Source organism: Frankia casuarinae, assembly GCF_000013345.1.
In the GTDB taxonomy this organism is placed as follows: domain Bacteria; phylum Actinomycetota; class Actinomycetes; order Frankiales; family Frankiaceae; genus Frankia; species Frankia casuarinae.
The window spans coordinates 3233907-3256060 of sequence record NC_007777.1; the positions used below are offsets into that span (position 1 = coordinate 3233907).

Annotated in this window: 19 protein-coding genes; 9 read left to right on the forward strand and 10 right to left on the reverse strand. The window is 68.2% G+C overall.

Going from position 1 to position 22154, the window contains the following annotated elements; all coding sequences use genetic code 11:
* Positions 1-59 precede the first annotated feature (59 nt).
* From FRANCCI3_RS13810 to FRANCCI3_RS29105, 4 genes are all read right to left on the reverse strand, one after another.
* Positions 60-1991 carry a phosphatidylglycerol lysyltransferase domain-containing protein gene (locus FRANCCI3_RS13810; protein WP_011437135.1) on the reverse strand — a complete coding sequence of 644 codons (1932 nt, stop codon included), beginning with the start codon at positions 1989-1991 and terminating at the stop codon, positions 60-62.
* A 1022-nt stretch (positions 1992-3013) separates the two neighbouring features.
* Positions 3014-3760 carry a ribonuclease BN gene (locus tag FRANCCI3_RS13820; protein ID WP_236701477.1) on the reverse strand — a complete coding sequence of 249 codons (747 nt, stop codon included), beginning with the start codon at positions 3758-3760 and terminating at the stop codon, positions 3014-3016.
* A gap of 310 nt (positions 3761-4070) precedes the next feature.
* Positions 4071-4703, reverse strand: coding sequence for a GAP family protein (locus FRANCCI3_RS13825; RefSeq protein WP_011437137.1), 633 nt, complete (start codon positions 4701-4703; stop codon positions 4071-4073).
* 30 nt (positions 4704-4733) lie between these two features.
* Entirely contained in the window at positions 4734-4856 is a 123-nt protein-coding gene (locus FRANCCI3_RS29105; protein WP_108913277.1) for an SHOCT domain-containing protein, read from the reverse strand.
* A gap of 638 nt (positions 4857-5494) precedes the next feature.
* Here FRANCCI3_RS29105 and FRANCCI3_RS13830 point away from each other — a divergent pair.
* Both FRANCCI3_RS13830 and FRANCCI3_RS13835 read left to right on the forward strand, forming a co-directional pair.
* On the forward strand, positions 5495-6436 hold the full coding sequence (locus tag FRANCCI3_RS13830; RefSeq protein WP_011437138.1) for a ParA family protein: 942 nt from the start codon (positions 5495-5497) through the stop codon (positions 6434-6436).
* Entirely contained in the window at positions 6426-6965 is a 540-nt protein-coding gene (locus FRANCCI3_RS13835) for a hypothetical protein (RefSeq protein WP_011437139.1), read from the forward strand. Before FRANCCI3_RS13830 ends, FRANCCI3_RS13835 begins: the two co-directional genes overlap by 11 nt.
* A 60-nt stretch (positions 6966-7025) precedes the next feature.
* Here the strand turns inward: FRANCCI3_RS13835 and FRANCCI3_RS13840 are convergent, their stop codons facing one another.
* Complete coding sequence (locus FRANCCI3_RS13840; RefSeq protein WP_011437140.1) at positions 7026-7577, reverse strand: hypothetical protein; 552 nt, start codon at positions 7575-7577, stop codon at positions 7026-7028.
* 504 nt (positions 7578-8081) lie between these two features.
* Positions 8082-8477, reverse strand: a complete 396-nt coding sequence (locus FRANCCI3_RS13845) for a winged helix-turn-helix transcriptional regulator (RefSeq protein ID WP_011437141.1) — start codon at positions 8475-8477, stop codon at positions 8082-8084.
* A 61-nt stretch (positions 8478-8538) separates the two neighbouring features.
* Here FRANCCI3_RS13845 and FRANCCI3_RS13850 point away from each other — a divergent pair, with 61 nt between their 5' ends.
* The 5 genes from FRANCCI3_RS13850 (at position 8539) to FRANCCI3_RS13870 (ending at position 14802) form a co-directional block, all read left to right on the forward strand.
* The gene (locus FRANCCI3_RS13850) at positions 8539-10035 is read left to right on the forward strand and encodes an MFS transporter (RefSeq protein ID WP_011437142.1); all 1497 of its coding nucleotides are present in this window, start codon (positions 8539-8541) and stop codon (positions 10033-10035) included.
* A 461-nt stretch (positions 10036-10496) separates the two neighbouring features.
* Positions 10497-10919, forward strand: coding sequence for a rhodanese-like domain-containing protein (locus FRANCCI3_RS13855; RefSeq protein WP_011437143.1), 423 nt, complete (start codon positions 10497-10499; stop codon positions 10917-10919).
* 221 nt (positions 10920-11140) lie between these two features.
* Positions 11141-12109: an L-tyrosine/L-tryptophan isonitrile synthase family protein gene (locus tag FRANCCI3_RS13860; protein WP_011437144.1), complete on the forward strand. Its 969-nt coding sequence runs from the start codon at positions 11141-11143 to the stop codon at positions 12107-12109.
* Positions 12106-12918: a TauD/TfdA dioxygenase family protein gene (locus FRANCCI3_RS13865; protein ID WP_011437145.1), complete on the forward strand. Its 813-nt coding sequence runs from the start codon at positions 12106-12108 to the stop codon at positions 12916-12918. Before FRANCCI3_RS13860 ends, FRANCCI3_RS13865 begins: the two co-directional genes overlap by 4 nt.
* A gap of 27 nt (positions 12919-12945) precedes the next feature.
* Positions 12946-14802, forward strand: coding sequence for an NAD(P)/FAD-dependent oxidoreductase (locus FRANCCI3_RS13870; RefSeq protein ID WP_011437146.1), 1857 nt, complete (start codon positions 12946-12948; stop codon positions 14800-14802).
* A gap of 66 nt (positions 14803-14868) precedes the next feature.
* Here FRANCCI3_RS13870 and FRANCCI3_RS13875 read toward each other — a convergent pair whose 3' ends face one another.
* Together FRANCCI3_RS13875 and FRANCCI3_RS13880 are read right to left on the reverse strand one after the other, a co-directional pair.
* On the reverse strand, positions 14869-16371 hold the full coding sequence (locus FRANCCI3_RS13875) for an MFS transporter (protein ID WP_011437147.1): 1503 nt from the start codon (positions 16369-16371) through the stop codon (positions 14869-14871).
* A 244-nt stretch (positions 16372-16615) separates the two neighbouring features.
* Positions 16616-17311 carry a TetR/AcrR family transcriptional regulator gene (locus tag FRANCCI3_RS13880; protein WP_011437148.1) on the reverse strand — a complete coding sequence of 232 codons (696 nt, stop codon included), beginning with the start codon at positions 17309-17311 and terminating at the stop codon, positions 16616-16618.
* Between the two features lie 489 nt (positions 17312-17800).
* On the opposite strand from FRANCCI3_RS13880, the gene FRANCCI3_RS13885 reads away from it, so the two are divergent.
* Together FRANCCI3_RS13885 and FRANCCI3_RS13890 are read left to right on the forward strand one after the other, a co-directional pair.
* Complete coding sequence (locus FRANCCI3_RS13885; protein WP_011437149.1) at positions 17801-18811, forward strand: alpha/beta hydrolase; 1011 nt, start codon at positions 17801-17803, stop codon at positions 18809-18811.
* Positions 18812-18997: 186 nt separating this feature from the next.
* On the forward strand, positions 18998-20017 hold the full coding sequence (locus FRANCCI3_RS13890) for a universal stress protein (protein ID WP_011437150.1): 1020 nt from the start codon (positions 18998-19000) through the stop codon (positions 20015-20017).
* A 50-nt stretch (positions 20018-20067) separates the two neighbouring features.
* On the opposite strand, the gene FRANCCI3_RS13895 is transcribed toward FRANCCI3_RS13890, so the two are convergent.
* Both FRANCCI3_RS13895 and FRANCCI3_RS13900 read right to left on the reverse strand, forming a co-directional pair.
* Complete coding sequence (locus FRANCCI3_RS13895) at positions 20068-21129, reverse strand: LLM class F420-dependent oxidoreductase (protein ID WP_011437151.1); 1062 nt, start codon at positions 21127-21129, stop codon at positions 20068-20070.
* Between the two features lie 138 nt (positions 21130-21267).
* Positions 21268-22134: a class I SAM-dependent methyltransferase gene (locus tag FRANCCI3_RS13900; RefSeq protein ID WP_011437152.1), complete on the reverse strand. Its 867-nt coding sequence runs from the start codon at positions 22132-22134 to the stop codon at positions 21268-21270.
* Positions 22135-22154: the final 20 nt, after the last annotated feature.

Below are 22154 nucleotides of genomic sequence, written 5' to 3' on the forward strand. Positions count from 1 at the left end.
ACGACGTAGACAATATGGACGACGTAGACAATATGGACGACGTAGACTGAAGGTGATGGTCAGTCCGGCCCGGGGCCGGTCGAGGTGTCCTTTCTTCGGGCACGGTGATGGAGGCCGGCCGTCCCAGGCCGGGGCAGTCGGGACAACCGGGATAGTCGGGACAACCGGGATAGCCCGGACAGATGGTCGCGCCAGCAGGGCCAGACCAGGAAGGCCTCGGCTTCGAGCATCGCCAAGGCGATCCGTGGTAGCTCGGAACTGGCGGGGTAGCAGATATAACGGGGCTGCCAGGTGGGTTGAAATTTGGCGTTGAACCGGTACAAGCTATCGATTTGGAACCAGCGGGACAAGAATATTAACAGGGAACGCCAGCAGCGGATGACCGGCCCGGCGCCCAGGCGCTCGCCGCGTTCGAGCGCGGACCGGAAGAACGCAAAGTTCAGCGACAGCCGTTCGACGCCCAGCTCGCGGGCCTGGCGCAGGGCGCTGACGATGAGGAACTCGTTCAGCCCGTTGTCGGCGGTCCGGTCCCGCGTCATCGCGTCCAGCGACAGGCCGTTGGGGCCCCACGGCACGAAATGCAGCAGGGCGCGCAGCCGGGGCTCGGTGCCGGCCGCGTCGGCATGCGACGTGCCGTCCTCGATGCCGCTTGTCGTGTCGTTCGCCGGGTGGCCCGGAGCACCGTTCACCGGGTCGTCCGCGTCGTGGGGACCCGCGTCATGGGGACCCGCGTCATGGGAGAACGCCATCACGGCTACGCAGTCGCCGTCCGCGCCGCCGCCGAGGCGGCCGAGCGCCATCGAGAAGCCCCGTTCCGTCTGGGTACCCCGCCAGGCAGCGGCCTGTGCCTTCAGCCGGGCGATGTCGGCCGGCGCGAGATCGCCGACCCGCCGCGCGACCGCGGTGTAGCCGGCGCGTTCCACCCGGGCGACCGCCTGGCGAACGTTACGCATCGCCCGGCCCTCCAGCGTGAACGACGCCGTGTCGACGATGGCCTCGTCACCGAATTCCAGCGCGCACAGCCCGGCGCGGGTCCAGGCGAAGCCACCCGCCTCCGAGCAGCCGAGGACCGCCGGCGTCCACGCATGATCGGCCGCCTCACGCAGGAACTCCCTGATGGCCCCCGGCCAGGCCTCCCGGTCACCGAGCGGGTCTCCGCTGGCCAGCATCACGCCGGAGACCACCCGGTAGGCCACGCAGGCCTTGCCGGTCGGTGACCAGATCACCGACTTGTCCGACCGCAGCGCGAAGTATCCCAGCGAGTCGGCCTTGCCGTGCCGGGCCAGCAGGGCACGTATCCGTTCCTCGTCGGAGTCGGTCAGCCGGGGCCGGGGCTCGGGCGGTCGCAGCGCGAGGTAGCCGGTGGTCACTATGGTCAACAGGCCCATCGTCAGCAGCACGCGGGCGGCGAGGCCGGAGAACCGGTCGGAGGTGAACCGTAGCGGACCGGGGATCCCGACGAGTCCCTCGACGATCTGTTCGAACTGGGCGGACAGCGAATGCGGGCCGACGATCCGGTCCTGGCGCACATAAAGCAGCAGGAACCCGATCCCGATCGAGACGACAGTGAGCAGCAGGCCGACGCCGAGCGCCCGCCAACGCGTCGACGGGTCGCCCTTGGCCCGGAACTCCCCGTGGACCAGCAGCAGGGCGATGAGCAGCGCGGCCGATCCGGCCGCCTCCTCGTAGTCCAGACCCTTGGCAACGTGGAGCACGATGCTCACGCCGAGCAGGACCACCACGGCCCGCCAAGCCCGCCGCTTGCGGCGGCGCAGCCCCGGCGTCAGCAGCACGAGCAGCATGCCGACGACGACGGTGAACGCGGCGGCCTGCTGGGAGGCCGCGGGGGGCAGGAGCACCCGCAGGTCCTCCAGGCGGGAGCGCCACTCCGGGGTGACCGCGGAGATGACGTCCACCAGGCCGACAACCAGAGCCAGCAGCGCGGCGATCCGAGGCGCCCACGGCTGTTTCCAGGGGGGCAGCACGGGCATCCGGCCGCTCTTCCTGCCGGGACGGACGCCGGGTGATGTCGTCGACGGCGGGGCAGATGACGGCTGTGAGGCAGACGACGCCGGTGAGGCAGACGACGCCGGTGAGGCAGACGACGCCGGTGAGGCAGACGACGCCGGTGAGGCAGACGGGGCACGCGGTGCCTGGGGGGCAGGCTGTGCGGAAGGGACAGGAGGGACGGGAGAGGCCGCGGACCCCCGACCGACCGGACCAGACCGGGCGGACAGGCCCCGGCGGGCGCCGGGCCGCCCGGGTTCCGGCCGCACCGCCGGGCGTGGCCACCACCGGCGCCGGATGACGGCGCGCTCGTTCGCCTCGGGCGGCGCGTTTCCCCCCCGCCGCCCGTCGGCGGGGCGCCCGGCCGAGGTGCCCGATGCCCCGGTCCCGCTCGAGATTCTCATGATCCCTATCGTCTCCCGATGGGTCGCTTGCTATGGCGCTCAGGACCTGGAGACGATAAACCGCCCCGTCACGGACGTTCCTCGTGCCACCCGATCGTAGCCGGGCCGAGTCGCGGGGTGGTCACGCGCAGAAGGCGCCGAGTCGTGGACGAGGGCCAGGCGGGCGTCCCGGGCCGGCAGGGAAGGACGACCTGGACGATCTCCGCCCGAACGTCTAGACACACCCAGCAGACCAGCTCACATACGACATTTAGGCAGTTAACTCACTTATCTAGCTCACTTATTACTCCCATCCGGACGGAGGTGACCCTGTGAGGTCGATCCGCGGTCTACTCATCCTGCGCTGCCGCTGCGGCCATGCGCGTCATGACCACGAGCACTACCGGCCCGGCTCGGATTGCGGCCGATGCGGGTGCCCGGCTTGGACCCTGTGGAGGCGACGTTGACGCCCCTGAACCTAGGGTAAGACGGGCAGGACGCCAGTCAACCAGATCAGCCGCTTACACAGCGTCACCTCCTGCTGTCCGCCGGACACGATCAACACCAGGTCACACGTCATTGGCCCTTGTGGCCCTCGGCGCCGATCCGCGCACCGGCTCAGCTCATGATTTCCGGGCTTGGTCTCGGCCCGTCCTCCTCCCGATGTGAAACTTTCTGAGGATGCCGGCGACCGACAGCTCGGTGTCGAGATACCACGTGCCGACGATTACCCCCCCGATGAGGACGACACCGAAACCGATCAGCCACGACAGGATGGTGAACACGACCCCGATCCCGCCATAGCTGCGCTCGTTCGCCACGATGGAAGCCGAGAATGCCAGCCGGCTGACGACACCCAGACCAGTCAGGCCGATCGTCGTGAACAGGGCTGTCGGCCACGAGTCCCGCCAGCTCATCCGGCCGATGGTGAGTACCCGGACCCCGACCCACAAGAAGAGCGCCAGGATCACGGTGGCTACCAGGCCGTAGCAGACCTGACCAGCCACGGTGCCGGTGAGCAGCGCCCCGAGACTCGTGGTAGCGACGAGAAAGAAGATCAATCCGCAGAGCCAGCCGACCTGGGCCAGTAGGCCGCGTAGCCCGAATGGCTTCAGTCTGAAGACCCGCACATAAATGGACTGGACGGACGCGGCCAGACTCAGTCCGCCAATTATCAGCCAGAGCACTCCCAGTACTGTCCAGCCGGTGAGGACGGTTCCGCTCCGCGGGGTAAAGAGTCGTTCCACGGCCATCGCCGCATCATGGCTCAACCCCATGCGCGCGATGATTATGTCCGCCGCACCGCCCTGCCGCAGTGGCGACAGCGCCGCCAGCGTGATGACAAAAGGAAAGAAAATCATCAGGATCATCGCGGCGAGATTCATCGCCCTGTTAATCAGATCCGCCTCACGTAGTCTGGACGCCAGGTCTCCTACCGGGGACTGCCCCGCACGCCCCCGGGCTGTCCCGACGCGCGCACAGAGCGTCCTGATCGGCCGCCACGGCGCGCCGCTGCGGTGAGCGCCAGCGCCGCCGGACGGCCGCGACGCAGGATTGTTATTACTCGTACGCCAGCTCCGGGGCATGGCGTCCTCCCCACAGCACCGGGTTCATCGCCGGATCCGCCGAATGCCCTGTGTGCGGCGCTCGCCCTCCGGGGCGGGGACTCAGGCAGCCGCTTCAGTCGATGATGAGGGCGATGAAAATGATGCAGACGATTATGTTGATGAGCCAGCTGTGAGTGTTCATCCAGTCTCGGACGCGCGGTGCGGCGACTTCTGCCCGTCTATGGAACAGTAGTCGGGCAAGCAGCGGCAGTGCCGCCACCGTAACGGTCAGCCCGATGAACGGGAGTGCTGCCGCATAGGACGCGTTGTTCTGCTGCAGGTGTATTCCAACCGTCATCATAATCACGATGTCCGAGGGCATCAGCAGAATGACGAACAGTCCGACTTGGAACGCCTTCATCAGATCTGCCGCCATCAGCGTCGTCAGCCATTTCGGCGGCTCCACCGTTTCGCGCCGCACCCAGTTCTTCACGGCGGCGACTGCCAACAGGCCCACCAGTACGTACTGGATGATCTGGCCGGCCGAACCGTTACTCCTCGAACTTCCCAGGTCGACGGCGCTGTCCAGCAAGGCGGCGAGGCCCATCATGACGGCCACACCGGCCGCTGTCGCGGCCGCCACACCGGCCAGGAACCCCAGGGATACCCGCCCGGCTCGTGGCGTGGTAACGAAGATGATCGCCGACATGATCTGCGGTCCGATCATCATGGTGATTGCCAGCGGGAGAATCTGGAGACCGTCCATGGATGCTCCCCACCGCTTGACCATGCTGATTCACGCGAGACTCCTAGCCCTCTCGCGCTCGAACTCCTGGTCGTTGAGCAGTCCGCGGCGGTGCAGGTCTCCGAGCTTGGCCAGCTCGTCTGCAATAATGGTCGCGCGGGTCGCGGCGCGGATGTAGCCGCGGACCGCTTCCTCGCTCGCCGAGCCAACAGCCGGACCGGGTCCTCCCGGCCCCGCGCGCGTCGGGTGCGCCGATTACCACAGCCATTACCTACCGCCTGCTCGCCGCGTCAAACCCAGCATCACCCGAAACTCACCCTCTCGTCTCGGCCCGATGCCGCAGACGGTGGCCGGGGGCACTAGGTGAGCAGGGGCACTGACGGAAGACGGTCGGCTTGGGGTGTCCGGCCGGACTTGCGGGCCTTCGTCTTGGTACCGTCCCACTTCGCTTGAGTTGACCATGGTGTACCCACCAGTCGGCTAGGTCCAGCGTGGCGGCAGTCCGGAGCCGGTGCGCGGCTGGCTGCCCTACGACCTCTCCCACGACCCTCCCAACGTGCGATCAGCTGGACGATCGATGGTCATCGGCGGCCAAATGTCCACGCACGGCACTCACCCGTCCGGGGGATCCTGGAAGTGGCGTCAACGGCACGTGGTGTGCTGGCAGGAAGAAGGCCGGCGCGGGTTACGCGTACGGACGACGGCGCCAGTGCGCGACAGGGGGACCGCCGGATGACACATCATCGAAGTCCACGAAGCCAACCTGACGGCTACCTTAATATATCGCGGTCATCCACAAGAGCGGTGACACCGTGAAAGTGGTCTCCGTCATGAACTACAAGGGCGGAGTCGGAAAGACCACTCTGACGGCGAACATCGGCGCGGAGATCGCCCGCTGGGGAAAACGGGTTCTTCTGATCGATCTTGATCCGCAGGCGAGCCTCACCTTCTCCTTCTACCGGCCGGAGGACTGGCGGGCGCACCTCGCCGAGGGCCGGACCATCAAACAGTGGTTCGAAGCCTGGCGGATGGACGGGCCGGTGCCGGGACTCGAGGTACTCGTCACCGCCCCCACGGTGGCGAACTCCCGCATCGCGCATAACGGTGGCCGGCTCGACCTGATCGCGTCCCACCTTGCCCTCGGCGACGTCGAGATGGATCTCGCCGCGCGGTTGGGTGGGGCACAGATCCACCGGTCGACACGCCACTACTTCGACGTCTATCTGCGTCTCGCGGCCGGGCTTGCCACCCTGCCCGGGCGGCTCTACGATCTGGTGCTCATCGACTGCCCGCCGAACTTCGGCGTCATCACGAGGTCCGCCGTGGCGGCCAGCGACCAGCTGCTCATCCCGGCCCGCCCGGACGAGCTGTCCACCCTCGGAATCGATCACCTGCAGTCCCGGCTGCGCCGGTTCACCTGGGAATTCAACCAGGTCGCTGATCTGCAGGCCGACCTCCGGCCGGCCGTGAAGAAACTGGAACCGATGATTCTGGGCGTCGTCTTCACGATGGTCCAGTACTACGGTGGTCAGCCCGTCTCGGCGCTGCGGCCCTACATAGCACAGACCAGAAGCCTCGGGCTGCCCGTCTTCGATGCGATGCTTCGGGAGAGCAACAAGCACTTCGCCGGCGCGGCCCGCGCCCAGCTCCCCGCCATTCTCACCGAGCAGCTCAGCCGGGAACTCGCCTGGGAACTGCAGAGCCTGGTCGAGGAGTTCCTCAAACGCATCCGGACGGCGAACCATGGCTCCTGACAGTCGGCCCGCCAGCCACCCGGGTCGGGATGCGGCCCGTCTCGGGGCTGTTCTCCTGCGCCAGGTGTCCGATCTGCTCGACACCCTGGACGTCCGGCAGCTTGACGATCTCGTGGCGGGTCGGGCGCGGCTCGCGGTCGTCCCCACGCCCACAGCAGCGCCCACGCCCACAGCAGCGCCCACGCCCACAGCAGCGCCCACGCCCACAGCAGCGCCCACGCCCACGGCCACGGCAGCAGACCCGGGCGGTCGTGCCGCGGCGGACGGCTCCCGGCTCCCGGCGTCCGTGGACGTCGAGAAGCTGCACGCGACACTGGTCGCCGCCGCGAGCCGGGAGGAAGCCCGGGAGCACCTGGCTGCCCTGGGCCGGATTCCGGTCCCGCAGCTACGGGCCCTGGCGGGCGCCCTGGGTGTCGACGGTGTCGGCGGCAGGGATCCGAAAGCCACCGTGATCCGAAAGATCGTGGACGGGACCATCGGTTTCCGGCTCAGCTCCCGGGCGATGCTGGCCGGGGAATCCGAACTGTAGAGCCGCGTTCTCCGACCGTTCTCCGGCCGGTGGAGCCGTCGGCTGGCCCGCTCCCGCCGGTCATGCCGCACCGAGCAGGAGGCCGAATCCGGTCATCAACACGGCGACGGCGAGTACCAGCGAGGTCACGAGATTACGCATGGTGACTCGGCGGGGAGCGCCGTCGAGGTCCGGCTGCGCCTCGGGCTCGCGCGGTGGAATCCGCAGGGCGAGCACGATCGGGTGAAACGGCGAGACGCGGTTCGGCGGCCAGGCGACCGCCCGCAGATCGCGCCGTTTGAAGGGGGCGTGACTCGCGCATCCGGTGAGCCAGCCGTTGACCGGGGTCTCGCAGATGCCGTCGTCGGTCCGGTAGGCCCGGCAGAGCGTCGGCCAACGGAATCCCAACATCACGGTGATCACGAGCAGGGCCACCGGCAGCGCGATCCACGTGCCCCGCAGGGTGAGCCACAGCCCGGCGGCACCGAAGGCGAGATAGCAGGCGAGATGGACATGTTTGCGTTCCCGTCGGCTCCTCGTCCGTGAAGCGGCCCGGCGGGACCGGGTCGGTTGCCGGCGGCGGGCGGACGTCCGGCCCGATCCCGACGAAGATCTCCTGCGCGGCGCTGCCATGACCATCCTCCTGTCTGCCCAGGTGCACGGGTGGGATGCGCCGCGGCGTCACGACAGATGCGTGGCCGTCCGTGCATCTGCGCCGACGGTCACGCCCCGCCCCTCGGCTGGCGTCGCTCCGCGATGGTTCTAGCACAGCTTGATGCCTAATTTAGCGCTTATCCTTTGTTTGCCATCACTTGCCACCAAACGCCAATAATAGGCGTATGATGTGTCCGTATAGCAGTCATGTTTTCAGTCATGCTTCTTCGCGACAGATCTCGATCAAGGCTTTGGCGGATCCCGCCGGCCTGTCGATCAGTACGGTGAAGGCGCGGTCGAGATCGGGCAGCGGATACCGGGGATGATCAGACTGGCCGCGACGAGCCTCGGCCTGGTCCCCACCGGCCTCCTTGTCCGACGGGACACGCGCGGGCGTCCGGGCCGGCCCTGGACCTTCGGCCGCACTGACGCGCCGCCGTTGACACCTGGAGCCGCTCCAGGAAGCTCCTGCTCCTGGCCGGGTTACTCGTCCATGGCACGGAGCAGGCTCGCGGGCAGCGATCGATCCGGGCCGGCTCCCGTAGTCCATCGGGAGCCCCATCGGCCGAGTTCCATCAGGATCGGCGCGAGATCCCGGCCCGCCGACGTCAGTTCGTATTCCGAACGAGGTGGACGTGGCTGATAAAGCCTGCGTTGCAGGATGCCTCGATCGACGAGCCGGTCGAGGCGCCGAGTGAGGGTGTGATCGGAGATCTTCAGACGGGTTCGGAAGTCGTCGTAGCGCCGAGCGCCGCCGAACGCCTCTCGGATGATCAGCAGGGACCAGTGATCGCCGATCAGCCCGAGCGCGCGAGCGGCCGGGCAGTCGGACTCGTCGTGCTGGTCAAGCACCTGGCCAGTGTATCTGTTGACTTCCATTTCGGAAGCATCTAGGATCCTTTCCGAAATGGAAGTCGGTCTCGGGGGAGTGGAGGCGCGTATGTCGAGGTCCGCTCAGCCGAAGGAGTCTGCGGCATCACCACTGCTGCTGCCGGTCGTGTGCCTCGGCCAGTTCCTGGTCGTGTTCAGCCTGTCCAGCGTGAATGTCGCGCTGCCCAGCCTGGCAGCCGATCTTCAGATGAGCCGCGAGACCCAGCCCTACACGGTCACGGCCTACGGGATAGCCCTGGGCAGCCTGCTCCTGCTGGGTGGCAGGGCTGGCGATCTACTCGGCCGACGGCGACTGTTCCGGCTAGGCACGGGGGTCTTCGCGGTCGGCACCGTGGTGTGCACGCTCGCCAACGTGACCGGCGTGCTGCTCGCTGGGCGGGCCCTGGAGGGGCTCGGTGCGGCCATGCTCGCCCCGGCCGCGCTGGGGACGATCAACGCGATCTACCCGCAAGGGCCGAGCAGAAACAAGGCGCTCGGGGTGTTCGGTGCGGTGTCCAGCGCGGCGGCCGGGGTGGGCGTCTTGGCGGGCGGGGTCCTCACCGACGGGCCGGGATGGCGGTGGGCGTTCGCGATCAAAATTCCCTTCTGTCTACTCCTGCTCGCCGTGGTCGGAAGGATCATGCCGGAAACCCGTGACACCCGTTCTCACCACGGCTTCGACATCGCCGGCGCGCTCACCGCGACGGGGTCGATGTTCTCGCTGGTCGTGGCCATCACACAGGCGGAGCAGCGCGGTTTCACCAGCCCGGCGATCCTTGCTCTGTTCGGATCAGCCGCCGTTCTTCTGATCGCCTTCATCGTGATCGAGAGCCGCAGCGACGACCCGCTCATGCCGTTGGCCCTCTTCCGCCGGCGTGGTCTCAGCGTCGCCAACGGCGCGACCCTGCTCGTGTGGGCCAGCTTCGGGTCGGCTTTCCTCCTGGTGGCCCTGTATGTGCAGCAGGTACTCGGCTACAGCCCGATGAAGGCCGGGCTGACATTCGTGCCGATGGCAACCGCGGCCGCGCTCGCGGCCAACGTCGCCCAGGCGACAGCGAGTCGTTCCGCGCGCGGTCCCAAGCCCGCGCTGCTCGTCGGCCTTGTCCTCCTCACTGTCGGCGTGGCCCTCCTGTCCCGGGGCGACGCCGACACCAGGTACACGGCGGTGCTGCTGCCGGCGCTCGTGCTGTGCGGCGCCGGTCTCGCGACCTCCCTCACCGCGCTCAACGTGGCCGCCTTCAGCGGCTCCAACAGCGACGACTCCGGGGTTGAGGCAGGACTCCTGAGCACCTCCCAGGAGATCGGCGCGGCCCTCGGCGTCTCGATTCTCTCGACGGTGTCGGCCCGCGTCATCTCCGATCATCTCGCAGCTCATCCCGGAGATCCGACCGCGATGCTCAGCGGCACGGTCGATGCCTTTCAGGTGTCCTTCGTCGTCGCGGCGGGCATGGCTGCCGGCGCCTTCCTGCTTTCCCTGATCGCCCTCTCGACGCGGGTTGATATCCCCCCGGCCAGCGTGTCGGAAAACCCCCTCGCGGAACCAGCCTCGATAATGCCCTCAAGGTGACACGGTCGCCTTAGACGGGACTTCCGAAGATCGTCGCGCGGGTTCCGCCCGCCTTCTCATCGGATCGAACTCGGCCGCGGCCATGCGGCTGCTCCTGCCAGGCCTCCGCTCCCCTCGTCCCGCTCGCGGCCTCCTCCGCTGGGCCGTGCCGTTTCCTCCTCCCGCAGCACATCCGGCGTCAGTGGCGCTGGCCAGTGATTTCTTTCTGGCCAGCCCGTCAGTACCCGCGCTCCTCAATGAATCGCTCCTTGAGGAGCAGGTCCGCGACCCCGTTTCCCACCCCGTGGGACGGGGTTGTTGTCGTGTTCGGTGGGGTCAGGGGTGATCCCGGCCCGCCGGTAGTGCCCGCTGATATCTCCCTCCAGTCTGTCGCATAGGAGACAGCGGAGTCCTTGTTGCTAAATTGCTACGTATCGCCCAGAGTGGTGATGTCCAGTTGTTCAGGAAGAAAGGATTGGCTGATGGTAGTGCTTGACCAACGGCTGCTCGAGAGTTGTCGACGCTACGTCGACGACATGCCGCCGCGCTTCAACTACATGACTTCCCCCGAGCTGGCCAAAGCCCTGGAGTCCCATCCGGACGCATACTTCGTCCTTGACAACCGCACCCCCGAGGCGTATGCGGCGGGCCATATACCGGGTGCCGTGAACATGTGGTTCAAGGACGTGCTGTCCGACAGCAACCTCGCTCTTCTCCCTCGGGACAAGACAATCGTCATCGTATGCTGGGTGGGCCATACGGCCAGTCAGCTCGTCGCCCTGCTCGGTCTGCTGGGTTTCACCGTCGCAGGTCTTCAGTACGGCATGGGTGAAAGCCCGGTGCCCGATTCCCCCCGGGCCGGCTGGCGCGATCTGGGCCTGCCGCTGGAAAAGAAAATTGGCTAGCGAATCGCTCACCTGAGCTGACGCAACGCCTATCTGCCCTCACCGCAGGTCAAGACTTCCAAGAACCCGCTTTGAATCTTGTCTTGACCGCGAACGGCGCTACACCATGGGATCGAATCCCGGTACTCGGCGTGCCGACCGGTCACAGCCCTCTTTGTCAGGCTGGAATACCGGACCGGAGTACTTCTAAAACAGACTCTAAGAGGGAGTCTTAATCAGCCATGCCCAACGAAACCGCAACAGAGATCATCGATCTGCTGTTTCAGTTCCGGCGGCTCTCCGATCCGACGGAGGTCTGCTCGGCCCAGCCCTGCGAGCTCTGCTTCGACATCCATCGCCCAAAGATCGAGTACTGGATCAACCAGAACGAGCCGATCCACTTCGTGATCCTCGCTTTCCCGGCCAAGTCACCCAACAGGCAGAAGGTCCTCGGCTCGCTGCCGGATCTCGCCGAGCGCATCGCGCTCGACTTTCTGCGCTCGATGTGTGAGCACATCGGCCATTTCTATGAGCCCGGAGCCAGGATCACGGTCTGCTCGGACGGGCACGTGTTCGGGGATCTGATCAGTGTCTCCGACGAGGCCATCTCGTCCTACCGCAGCGACCTGGAGGCGCTGCTGGTCGACATCAGAGCACACAATATCGATCTCTACTCACTGGACGACGCGTTCGGCGCCGGTGACTTCACCGAGCTGCGTAGGAAACTGGAGGAAAACTATGCCGCAACGGTGGCGGAACTGCGCCAACAGATCGCCACGAGCCCAGCCACGAAGACGCAGTTCAACGGCATCCACCGTTTCGTGTTCGAGGATCTGCTGGTGCTGCGCCCGGAGACCAGCCGCACTCAACTCCGGCTCGCCAGCAAGGATCTCGCCTACCAGATCGTCCGCCGCAGCAACGCCTGGAGCCGACTCGTCGCCGAGCAGTTCCCGTCCGCCGTCCGCCTGTCGATCCACCCCCAGCCCTGCCATTCCGAGAAAATCGGCATCCATATGATCAGAACCAGGGACAACTGGCTCACTCCCTGGCATGGCGTCGCCATGGACGACGGCAACAGTGTCACGCTGATAAAGCGCAGCACCGCCGAAAAGCTGAACGCGTCGGTGGTCTGGCGCAATGGACGACCGAGTCACTTCGTCGCTCCGCATCTCATGCGGACGGATTCGAGGGTGAAGGAGACCGTCTCGTGAGTGCCGGGGCACTGGTCGACGCCAGCTCGGCGCCGCGGCGTTCGCTGCATCCGTTCGGACTGTTGATCGAATCATCCAGTGACACGGATCTGACCGCCGTGCCACCCGAGGAGTTGACCCGGTTCGTCGCGGATTCGAAGCTGCTGGTGCTACGAGGTTTCCAATCTCCTTCGACCACCGATCTCGTCGCCTACTGCCGGCGAATGGGCGAGATCCTGACCTGGGACTTCGGGGAGGTGCTGGACCTGACGGTGCACGAGGACCCACAGAACTACCTGTTCACCACGGGTCCGGTGCCCTTCCACTGGGACGGCGCGTTCGCCCGGCTCACGCCACGCTTCATCGTGTTCCGCTGCCTACGCGCTCCCGACCCGGATAGCGGCGGGGAGACGACTTTCTGCGACACCGCCCGCATTATTTCCGCCGCGCCTGCGCACCTGCGTGACACCTGGGCCGGCGTCCGGATCGACTACCAGACCGAAAAGATCAAGCACTACGGCGGGCACATCGTGCAGGACCTCGTGGTGCCCCATGCCGTGACGGGTGTGCCGACTCTTCGTTTTGCCGAGGCGCTCGACCCAGCCGAATATCTCAATCCGCTGTTCCTCGACATCCACGGCGTCTCACGGAATGATCGCGAGGACTTTCTCGACGATCTGTCGGCCCGGCTCTACGACCCGTCCGTCAGCTACGCGCACGCATGGCGTTCCGGCGATGTCGTGATCGCGGACAACCATGCGCTGCTACACGGTCGACGGTCTTACTCACTGGCCTCCTCGCGGCGACTCCAACGCATTCATGTGATCTGAGCAAAGATTCGAGGAAATGGAGAAGACATGCGGGATCATTACGACGTTATTATCGCCGGCGGCGGGCCGGCGGGCTCTACACTGGCCGCGCTGCTCGCCCGCACGTCGGACCTGAAAGTAGCGATCTTCGAGAAGGATGAGTTCCCGCGCGAGCACATCGGCGAGTCGTTCGCGCACCCGTTGATCCCGGTGCTGGCAGAGAGCGGAGCGCTCGCGAAGGTGCTGGCCAGCAACTGCTGGGTAAAGAAATTTGGCGGTATCTACAGCTGGGCGCGGCAGGGTCCGAGCCGGGCGTTCTTCGACCACGCGAACTGGGCGGTGGACGGGGTACACCGATGGGCACTGCACGTCAACCGTTCAGAGTTCGACCAGATCCTGCTGGAACACGCCCGGGACCTCGGAGTCGACGTCACCACCGGGATGGCCGTCACCGACTTCGCCGCGGCCGCCAACGGCTGTCAGGTGACGCTCGCCGACGGCACCGCCGTGTCCGGCGCGTACTTCGTCGATGCCTCCGGTCGCCAGCAGAGCCTGGTCACCAAAAAGCCTCGCGAATGGTTGTCCGGCTACCGGAACATCGCGATCTGGCAGCACTACCTGGGCGGCCTGCCGGCCCAGGGGCTCGACGGCGACTGGAACATCTTCCGGGAGAAGAACCTCTCGCCGATCGGTTGCTTCGCGTTTCCCGACGGCTGGTGCTGGTACATCCCCGTCCCCAGGATCGTGAACGGGGAGCGGGTGCTCACGCACTCGATCGGCATCGTGACGAGCCCGGAGGTGCTGAAGGAACCCGGGAAGGACTTCACGGACTCCGAGGTCTTTCTGCGCACCGTCCGCGGCGTGCCGCGGCTGGCCGACCTGGTGGCCGAGGTGACGCCGATCTCCGACCAGATGATGACGGTCACCAACTACTCCCGGGTCAATGAGCGCTTCGCCGACCTCGACCGGCACTGGATCCTGATCGGCGATGCCTCCTACTTCGTGGACCCCCTCTTCTCGTCCGGGGTCGCGTTCGCGGCCAACCAGGCGGCCTCGGCGGCGCTGCTGCTGCGCACCACGCTGCGCGCCGAACTCTCCCCGGGTCTGGTGAGAGATCTGTGGCAGGACTACGACCACGAGTGGCACGGAATGGCCGAGGTGTTCGCGCTCTCGATTGATCAGTGGTATCACATGATCGGCGCGGACAACCCGGGCAGCGCATACTGGCACCGGCGCAATTCGAGTCCGCATCTGGACATGCCCGATCGGTCCTTCGACGCGCTGCTCAACACGGCGTTCACCCCCGACCTGCTCCTGATCATGACGCGCGGCACCGGCCGAATGTCCGACCTGGCGATCGACGGTCCGTACCAGCAGGCTCGCGCGCACGTGATGCTGACGGAGCCGGAACCGGACGCCGTGCTGGTCGCCGCTCCCGGAGTCCGGATGCGGGCCGGCGTGGCGCTGGATGTCCCCGGCTTCAAAGCGGTGCTCCCACCGGCCGACCTCGAACTGGACACGCCCGCCGCGGTACGGGCCGCCGTCGCCGAGTACTGGACCGATCCGGTGGCGGCCGAGGCGAACGGCGGCCTCGGCGTGCCTTCTCCGACCGCCTCCCCAGTACCGTGCCACCGTTTCGAGTTCGATTCCGACGCACTCGTCGATTCCGGCTCAGGCGCGACGGGGTTTTCGGTGCGCGGGGTGGACAGTCACGACGGCGCACCGCAGCTGTGGGAGATACTCAGCCGCGGTCCGGTCGTCTACGGCGAGCTCGGCTCGCGGCTCGCCCCCGGTCAGCGGGTGCTGCTGCAGCGGCTGATAAAGGCCGGAATGGTCACCGTCAAGACCGCGGCGAGGCAGACCACGCCGGGGACTGAAGCCGCCGAGGTCACCCTCGCGGACTGACCGAAGCGGCGGCCGGCCAGCCGGGCGCGGGCCGGGCCGGTCGCTCACGCCGGCCCGGCCCGGGTCTCAGCCGGCGTGCGCGGGGACGACCTCGACGTTGGTAGTCGACTCCCGCCCGGCCCGGATGAGCACGACGATCACCACCGCCGCGAGCGCGATGAGGATGGCGCCCCACAGGAACGCCGTGGTGTAGCCCTCGATCTGCGCCTGGTCGAGAAGCGCCTTCCCACCCCGCCCGTGATCGGCCAGGTAGTTGGTGACGGCCGTCGCGTAGACGGTGTTGAGCAACGCGGTTCCCAGCGCCCCGCCGATCTGCTGGGTCGTGTTGACCAGCGCGCTGGCCACCCCCGCGTCGTGCGGGGCGACCCCGATCAGCGCGAGGTTCGACAGGGGCACGAACGAGAAGCCCATGCCGATGCTGATCAGCAGCTCGGAGGGCAGGATGTGCACGACGTAGCTCGAATCCGTCCCAACCCCGAGGAGCAGCGCCATCCCGACCGCCGCGAGCGTCGTGCCGGTGCCGGCCAGCACCCGGGGTCCGACGCGCGGCAGGAACTGGCTGGCAAGCCCCGCGGAGACGATGATCCCGCCGCTGAACGGCAGGAACGCGAAGCCGGTCTTCAGGGCGCTGTAGCCGAGCGTCTGCTGGAAGTAGTACGTCAGGAACAGGAACATCGCGAACAGGCCGGCCCCGGTCAGCAGCGAGGCCAGGAACGAGCCGCCGCGGTTGCGCTCCCACGGCACCCGCAGCGGCAGCAGCGGCGCGCTGGTGCGGGACTCGACGACGACGAAGGCCACGAGCAGCACAGCCGCACCAACCAGCAGCCCGATGGTGCGGGCGTCGCCCCAGCCATCCTCGGCGGCCACGGTGAAGCCGTAGACCAGGGCCACCAGGCCCGCGGTCACCGTCACCGCGCCGGGCAGGTCGTAGCGGGCCTCGCCCTCCGCCCGGCTCTCGCGCACCACCGGCAGCGCGAGTACCGCGGTGATGATCGCGATCGGCACGTTCACCAGCAGGCACCACCGCCAGGAGGCGTACTCGGTGAGCAGGCCGCCGACGATGAGACCGATCGCGGCGCCACCGCCGGAGATCGCTCCGTACACGCCGAACGCCTTGGCCCGCTCGTGGCTTTCGGTGAAGGCGACGGTGATCAGCGACAGCGCGGCCGGCGCGAGCAGGGCCGCGAACGCGCCCTGCAGCGCCCGCGCTGCGAACAGCAGCCCGGCGTTCGGGGCCAGGCCGCCCAGCGCCGAGGCCAGCGCGAAACCGAGGAGTCCCCAGCTGAAGGCCCGCTTGCGCCCCAGGTAGTCGGCGACGCGCCCGCCGAGCAGCAGCAGACCGCCGAAGGCCACGGTGTACGCGGTGATGATCCACTGCCGGTTCGCGGTGGAGATGTCGAGATCGGCCTGCGCGTGCGGGATCGCGATGTTCATGATCGCGGCGTCGAGGACGACCATGAGCTGCGCGACAGCGATGATCCAGAGCGCGAGCCAGCGCCGTGGATCGGGCGAGCCGTCAGCCGCGTCCACCGGACGGTCCTCCGCCTGGTGGTCGAGGGTTGTGGTCACAGGGAAGCTCCTAGCCGGTCGGACCTGAAACGGGGACGAACGAACGCCACGAGTTCGGGCGAGGCGACCCGGTGCGGTGGGGATGGTGCCGATGGGGATGGTGCCGATGGGGATGGTGCCGATGGACGGCGCCCCCGGGACCGGGCGGTCCGTGGCGGCGTCGGTGACGCGGCAGTGGCAGGGACAGGGACAGTGGCAGTGGCAGTGGCAGGGACATCGAACAGGAGTTCGAGCAGGGAATAGCTCAGGCGTTCGAGTTGACCCCGGACGGGGGTGTTTCGGGCCGGAGTGTCGTTCCGGGCCGGCCAGCCAGCAACGGCATGAGCACGTCGTCCACCATATGATCGACGAACGCATCGTCGAGCGGCTCGCCGGTGACGAGCAGGCGACAGAAAATCATCGCCATGACGATCTCCATAATCACGTCGAAATCGGCCGACACAGAGATCTCCCCCCGTTGCGAGGCCCGAGCGAACATGCAACGGCCGATCTTCGCTTTGTTCTGCAGGATGTTGGCCTGCACGACCGCGGCCAGCCGCGGGGACTCGCTCGCGGCCCGGAGCACGCCGATGAGCAGCGCACCGTCGGGACCGGTAATCGTGTCGATCATGAGGTGCACCTCGGCGGCCAGGTCGTCCCGCAGGCACCCGGTGTCAGCCGGAACGCGGTCGCCGGGACCATGCCGGCGCAGGGCCTCCACGACCATCTCGTCCTTGCACGACCATCGGCGGTAGATCGTCGCCTTGCTGGCTCGGGCCCGGGCCGCGACGGCGACCATGCTCATCCGCTCATACCCGACCTCGACGAGCAGTTCCAGCGCGGCGTCCAGGATCGCCCGTTCCCGGGCGTCGTCCCGGGGCCGGCCACGCCCGGCGCCACTCGGCGGGGAAATCGGTTTTCGCCCTTCCGTCTCGGACGCTTCTCCGGAGTCGACGCGCATGGCCGCGACGCCGAGGAGAAGGCGTAATGAACATTACCTGGACCAGAGAAACAGTACCGTACTGTACTGAAAATACCAGCTCCCCACACCGTGTGGTGCTGGTCACATCCACTACCCGTCACCAACACCCGTACCCGCACCCGCACCGCGTCGGCCCCGGCCCCGGCCCCGGCCCCGGCCGCAGGCTCCGGCCGCAGGCTCCGGCTCCGGCCGTGATCCGGGTGTCCCGAACGGACAACGCCCGGGGCCGTCCGTCTGGAATGTCAGTGAACGCCAAGATCAAGGGATTCATCATGCGATCGGACGTTCGGAACGGTCAGAGCGGCAGGGCATGATGACTGGCGGAGGCGAGAGTTCCGTCCCCGCTGACCCCTGCCCGGCCGATCCCCGTCCCGCCGATCCCCGTCCCGCGGACGGCCCTCCGGAAGGGAGATTGTCATCATCCGCTCCGCCCAGCACCGATTCCTCGCCGCTGCCGCCACCGGCGGCATGCTCGCACTCGGCCTGGGCCTGGCGGCGTGCTCCCGGCACGGCTCCACCCCTCGCCCCTCGTCGCCGACAGCGTCGGGCCCGGGTGGCCCGAACAGCACACTCGCGCAGGCCGGCACGCCCGAGGAGTCCGACGGCCTGTGGGTCCTGCGCGACGTGCCCTACGCGCCGGTCTCGCCGGCACAGCGGCTGGATCTCTACCGCCCCTCCCCGCCGGCCCCGACGGCGGGTGCCGAGGGGGCCCGGGTGGTCCCCGGGACGGTCCTGCCGGTGGTGCTCACGATCCACGGTGGCGCGTTCATGCTCGGCGACAAGCGGGACGACCTGCCGGTGGTCCGGGCACTCGTCCACGCCGGATACGCCGTCGCCAGCCTGAACTACCGGCTGTCCGGGGAGGCGAAGTTCCCGGCCGCGGTCCAGGACGTGAAGGCGTCCGTCCGCTGGCTGCGGGCCCACGCGGGCACCTATGGCCTGGACCCCTCCCGCATCGCCGCGACCGGCGCGTCGGCCGGGGCCTACCTCGCGGTGATGCTGGGCACGACGAGCGGCGTGGCGATGTTCGACGACCCGGATCTCGGCAACCCCGGGGTGTCCAGCGACGTCCAGGCCGTTGTCGACTTCTACGGCCCGGTGAACTTCGCCTCGATGGACGCCCAGCTGCGCACGAACGAGCGGTGCACCGTGGCCGACGCCCAGCACGACCGGCCCCACTCGCCGGAGTCGCGCTTCCTCGGCCGCACCGTGACAGCCGTGCCCCAGCTGGTACGGGTGGCGAGCCCCCTGAACTACCTGAGCCGCGGGCCGCTGCCGCCGTTCCTGATCGAGCACGGGGACGCGGACTGCACGGTCCCCCACCAGCAGTCGCTGGAACTCGCCCACGCGCTGCGCACCGCCGGAGCGCCGGCAGTGGACGTGACGATCGTGCCGGGCGCCGGCCACGGCGGTGCCTTCCCGACCCGGGAACGGATGGGCGTCGTTCTGGCGTTTCTGCACCGCACCATCGGCCGCTGACGGCCGGCACACCACCCGGCGCTCCATCGAGCAACCACCTCTGCGACCTCAGGCCGCGGGCCATCCGGCAGGGTCATGACCCGGCCGCAGGCCCCACCGGCTCACCCCGCGCGTCACGTCGCGGGGGTCACCTTCAGGCGGAACCATGGCGGTGGCGGGGGACACCACGGCGAGAGGGTGATGGCGATGTCGGACACCACGGCACAGCCGGACAGCGCGGCACAGCCGAACAGCGCGGCACAGCCGAACAGCGCGGGGTACGCGCGCCCCGCCGGGCCGGCGGACGCCCGCAACCCCGCCGGGCAGGCCGTCGAGGTGGCGGACGCGGAGTCCGCCGCCGGTGGGATCGTCGTCGGGGTCGACGGTTCACCCGCGTCCGTCGCCGCGATCCGGTGGGCCTGTGACGAGGCCGCCCGGCGCCTGGTCCCGGTGATCGCGGTACTGGTATGGGACGTCATGGGCGAACCGCGGCCGGTCTTCGAGACCGCGGCGAACGCCGACCGCGAGGGTCTGGCGCACGCCGCCACGCGGGTTCTGGACACCGCGCTGACCGCCGCCCGGGTCAGCGATCCGACAGTGCGGATCATCCGGCGGGTCGAGGAGGGCAGTCCCGTCCCGGAGCTGCTGCGGGCCGCGGTCGGCGCGCGGATGATCGTCGTCGGCGAGCGCGGTCACGGGGCCCTGCACCGGCTGGTGAGCGGCTCGGTGAGCCAGGGTGTGGTGCACTATGCCTCCCTGCCGGTCGTCGTGGTACGGCCGGTCGCCCCGGCCGCCGGCGTCGACGACCGGCCGGTGGTCGTCGGCGTGGACGGCTCGGCCCTCTCGCTCACGGCACTACGGTGGGCCGTCGAGGCGGCGATGCTCCGCAAGAGCGCCCTGCACGTCGTGCATGCCTGGCACCTGGACATCCCGATCTACCCGGGGAGCTACGCCGATATCGGATCGGTGCTGGCGGAGCAGGCCCAGCAGACCCTCGACCAGGCCGTCTCCACGATCGTCACCGAGCACGCCGGCGGGCTACCCATCCCCGTTATGAAGGAGACCGTCGCCGATGGCCCCGCCCATGCGCTGCTGCGGGCCTCGGCTGACGCGCAGCTGCTCGTGGTCGGCAGCCGCGGGCACGGCGGCTTCGCCGAACTGCTTCTCGGTTCGGTGAGCCACCAGTGCGTCCTGCACGCGCACTGCCCGGTGGCCGTGGTCAGGTAGCGGCGCGGCCCGTGGTCGGGGAACCGGCACGGTTCGTCCGGCGAGATCGATCAGCCGACGCCAGCCGGCGTTGGGATGCGGGGGCGCAGCGTGCTCAGCAGGCCGAGGACCCGGTCGGCCAGGTCCTGCTCTCCCCCGCCGGCCGATCCAGCTGATCCGGCGGTGTCCCACGAGCCGAGCAGGAAGGACGGAGTCAGGCGGACGTAGAGCTGGATCGCGGTAACCCCGGGCTGCACATATGCGGCGATCTGGTCGCGGCACTGCTCGGGCGTGCCGTGGATGAACAGGGCGTCAATGACCTCATCGGGTAGTGCCCGGGCGGCACCACGCTGGTCCCCGGCGGTCCAGCGCTCGTGGGACTCGGCGAGCCGTTCGCCGTTGCCGAGCCATTCGTGGAAGGCATGGTAGGGGGTCTGGTTGAGGATCCAGGTGAGGAACGGCCGGCTGTCGCGGCGGGCGACGTCCGGATCGGCGTTCGGGCTCACGAAGACCTTCACCACCAGCTCCTTGCCCGCTGGCTGCGGTCCGACGACGGCGCGGACCTTGATCAGATCTTCGGGGGACAACAGATTGGTGACGGCACCATCCCCCTCGGTGAAGCCGAGCTTGAGCATGCCGGGCCGCAGCGCTCCCAGGATGACCTTCGGCGTCTCGATCGGAGGATTCGGTATGGCGAAGCCGCGGATCGCGAACGTGTCGAAGGCGCCGGAGACCACCTCGCCGCGCAGCGCCCGGGTGAGGAAACGAAGCGTGTCCCGGGTCCGGCGGAAGGGCTCGTCGAACGGGATGCCGTTGAGGTCGGTCACGTGGGCGGGCACCGACGAACCGATGCCAAGGACAAGCCCGCCGAACGTCAGATCGGCCAGGGTCGCCGCGGTCTGGGCGAGCACCGCCGGGCCGCGGGTGTGGACGGGCACGATCGCGCTCGCCAGGCGCACCCGGGGATCCCAGGCGGCGGCGACCGCGAGCGGGGTGAACGCGTCGATGCCGCCGCCTTCGGCCGTCCACACGTCGCTGTAGCCAGCGTCAGCGAGTCCCGTGACGATGCGTCGATGGTCCCGCAGCGGGATGCCGGGCAGAGGAAGGGTGACACCGAAGCGCGGAGTGGTCACGGGAGTACCTCACGGGTGGTCGACGGTGTTCGGTCAGATGGTCGTCGCGGAGACGGAGGACGAAGGACGAAGGACGAAGGACGGAGACGGAGGACGAAGGACGGAGACGGAAGGGCGGGAGTTCCCGCGCCCGTAAGCTCAGGCCGGGGGGCGCCGGCCCCAGGCCGCGATGATGCTGGGCCCGAGGTCGAGGAAGTCGGGATCGGCGAGCAGGGCCAGGGCCGAGTCGAGATCGGCGCGGGTGAGCAGGCCGCTGGCGACAAGGTAGTCGGCGGACTGGCTGAACGTCGCACGCCACAGGCGCCCGATCTCGTTGGAGCCGCCAACCGGGTAGTACGTGGCGTGCAGACCGGCGTCGACCAGGCCCGCTCGGGTCAGCGGCGCCGGCAGCGTTCGCCCCCACCACAGGTCCGACCCGATCGACGACGCCATTGCCTGGCCGATCGCCTCGAAGGCGTGCCGGAATTCGTCGTGCGGTGACGAGTCAACCGGGGACAGCACGAGATCCTCAGTGACCAGCCAGCCGCCCGGGGCCAGCCAGGAGACTAGCCGCCGCAGCACCTCCTCACGTTCGGGGATGTGCATGAGGACGGTGCGGGCATGGATGAGGTCGAAGGAGCCCGGCTCGAAGTCGTGGGTGCGCACGTCCGCTTGGACGATCCGCAGGTTCGACCGGCCGGTGTCGTCGAGGAAACTCGTGCTCACGTCGACTGCGGTCACCTCCCCGCCGGGGAACCGGTCGGCCAGCCAGTAGGCGACCGAACCCGCACCGGCACCGATTTCCAGGAACCGCCCTCCGTCTGCGATTCCCCGCGCCTCGAGAACGGCGTGCGTGGCCGGGTCCACCTGTGATTCCAGCAGTTGCAGCCGACCGAGTTCCGTGGAGATGTCGTGGCTGAGGATGCCCTGGACGTATCCGACCGACGTGTCGGGCTCGGAACGCTGTGCAGCGATCACGTCTCGCGCCGGCGCCAAAGCCGCATCGAATTCCGTTGTACTGGTCATCGTCTCCCCTGGGCATGGTT

Coding starts and splice junctions, on each gene's coding strand:
- FRANCCI3_RS13810 (WP_011437135.1), bottom strand. CDS start 1,991: ATGCCCGTGCTGCCCCCCTGGAAACAGCCGTGGGCGCCTCGGATCGCC.
- FRANCCI3_RS13820 (WP_236701477.1), bottom strand. CDS start 3,760: ATGATCCTGATGATTTTCTTTCCTTTTGTCATCACGCTGGCGGCGCTG.
- FRANCCI3_RS13825 (WP_011437137.1), bottom strand. CDS start 4,703: ATGGACGGTCTCCAGATTCTCCCGCTGGCAATCACCATGATGATCGGA.
- FRANCCI3_RS13835 (WP_011437139.1), top strand. CDS start 6,426: ATGGCTCCTGACAGTCGGCCCGCCAGCCACCCGGGTCGGGATGCGGCC.
- FRANCCI3_RS13840 (WP_011437140.1), bottom strand. CDS start 7,577: ATGGCAGCGCCGCGCAGGAGATCTTCGTCGGGATCGGGCCGGACGTCC.
- FRANCCI3_RS13845 (WP_011437141.1), bottom strand. CDS start 8,477: ATGGAAGTCAACAGATACACTGGCCAGGTGCTTGACCAGCACGACGAG.
- FRANCCI3_RS13850 (WP_011437142.1), top strand. CDS start 8,539: ATGTCGAGGTCCGCTCAGCCGAAGGAGTCTGCGGCATCACCACTGCTG.
- FRANCCI3_RS13855 (WP_011437143.1), top strand. CDS start 10,497: ATGGTAGTGCTTGACCAACGGCTGCTCGAGAGTTGTCGACGCTACGTC.
- FRANCCI3_RS13860 (WP_011437144.1), top strand. CDS start 11,141: ATGCCCAACGAAACCGCAACAGAGATCATCGATCTGCTGTTTCAGTTC.
- FRANCCI3_RS13870 (WP_011437146.1), top strand. CDS start 12,946: ATGCGGGATCATTACGACGTTATTATCGCCGGCGGCGGGCCGGCGGGC.
- FRANCCI3_RS13880 (WP_011437148.1), bottom strand. CDS start 17,311: ATGCGCGTCGACTCCGGAGAAGCGTCCGAGACGGAAGGGCGAAAACCG.
- FRANCCI3_RS13885 (WP_011437149.1), top strand. CDS start 17,801: ATGCTCGCACTCGGCCTGGGCCTGGCGGCGTGCTCCCGGCACGGCTCC.
- FRANCCI3_RS13890 (WP_011437150.1), top strand. CDS start 18,998: ATGTCGGACACCACGGCACAGCCGGACAGCGCGGCACAGCCGAACAGC.
- FRANCCI3_RS13900 (WP_011437152.1), bottom strand. CDS start 22,134: ATGACCAGTACAACGGAATTCGATGCGGCTTTGGCGCCGGCGCGAGAC.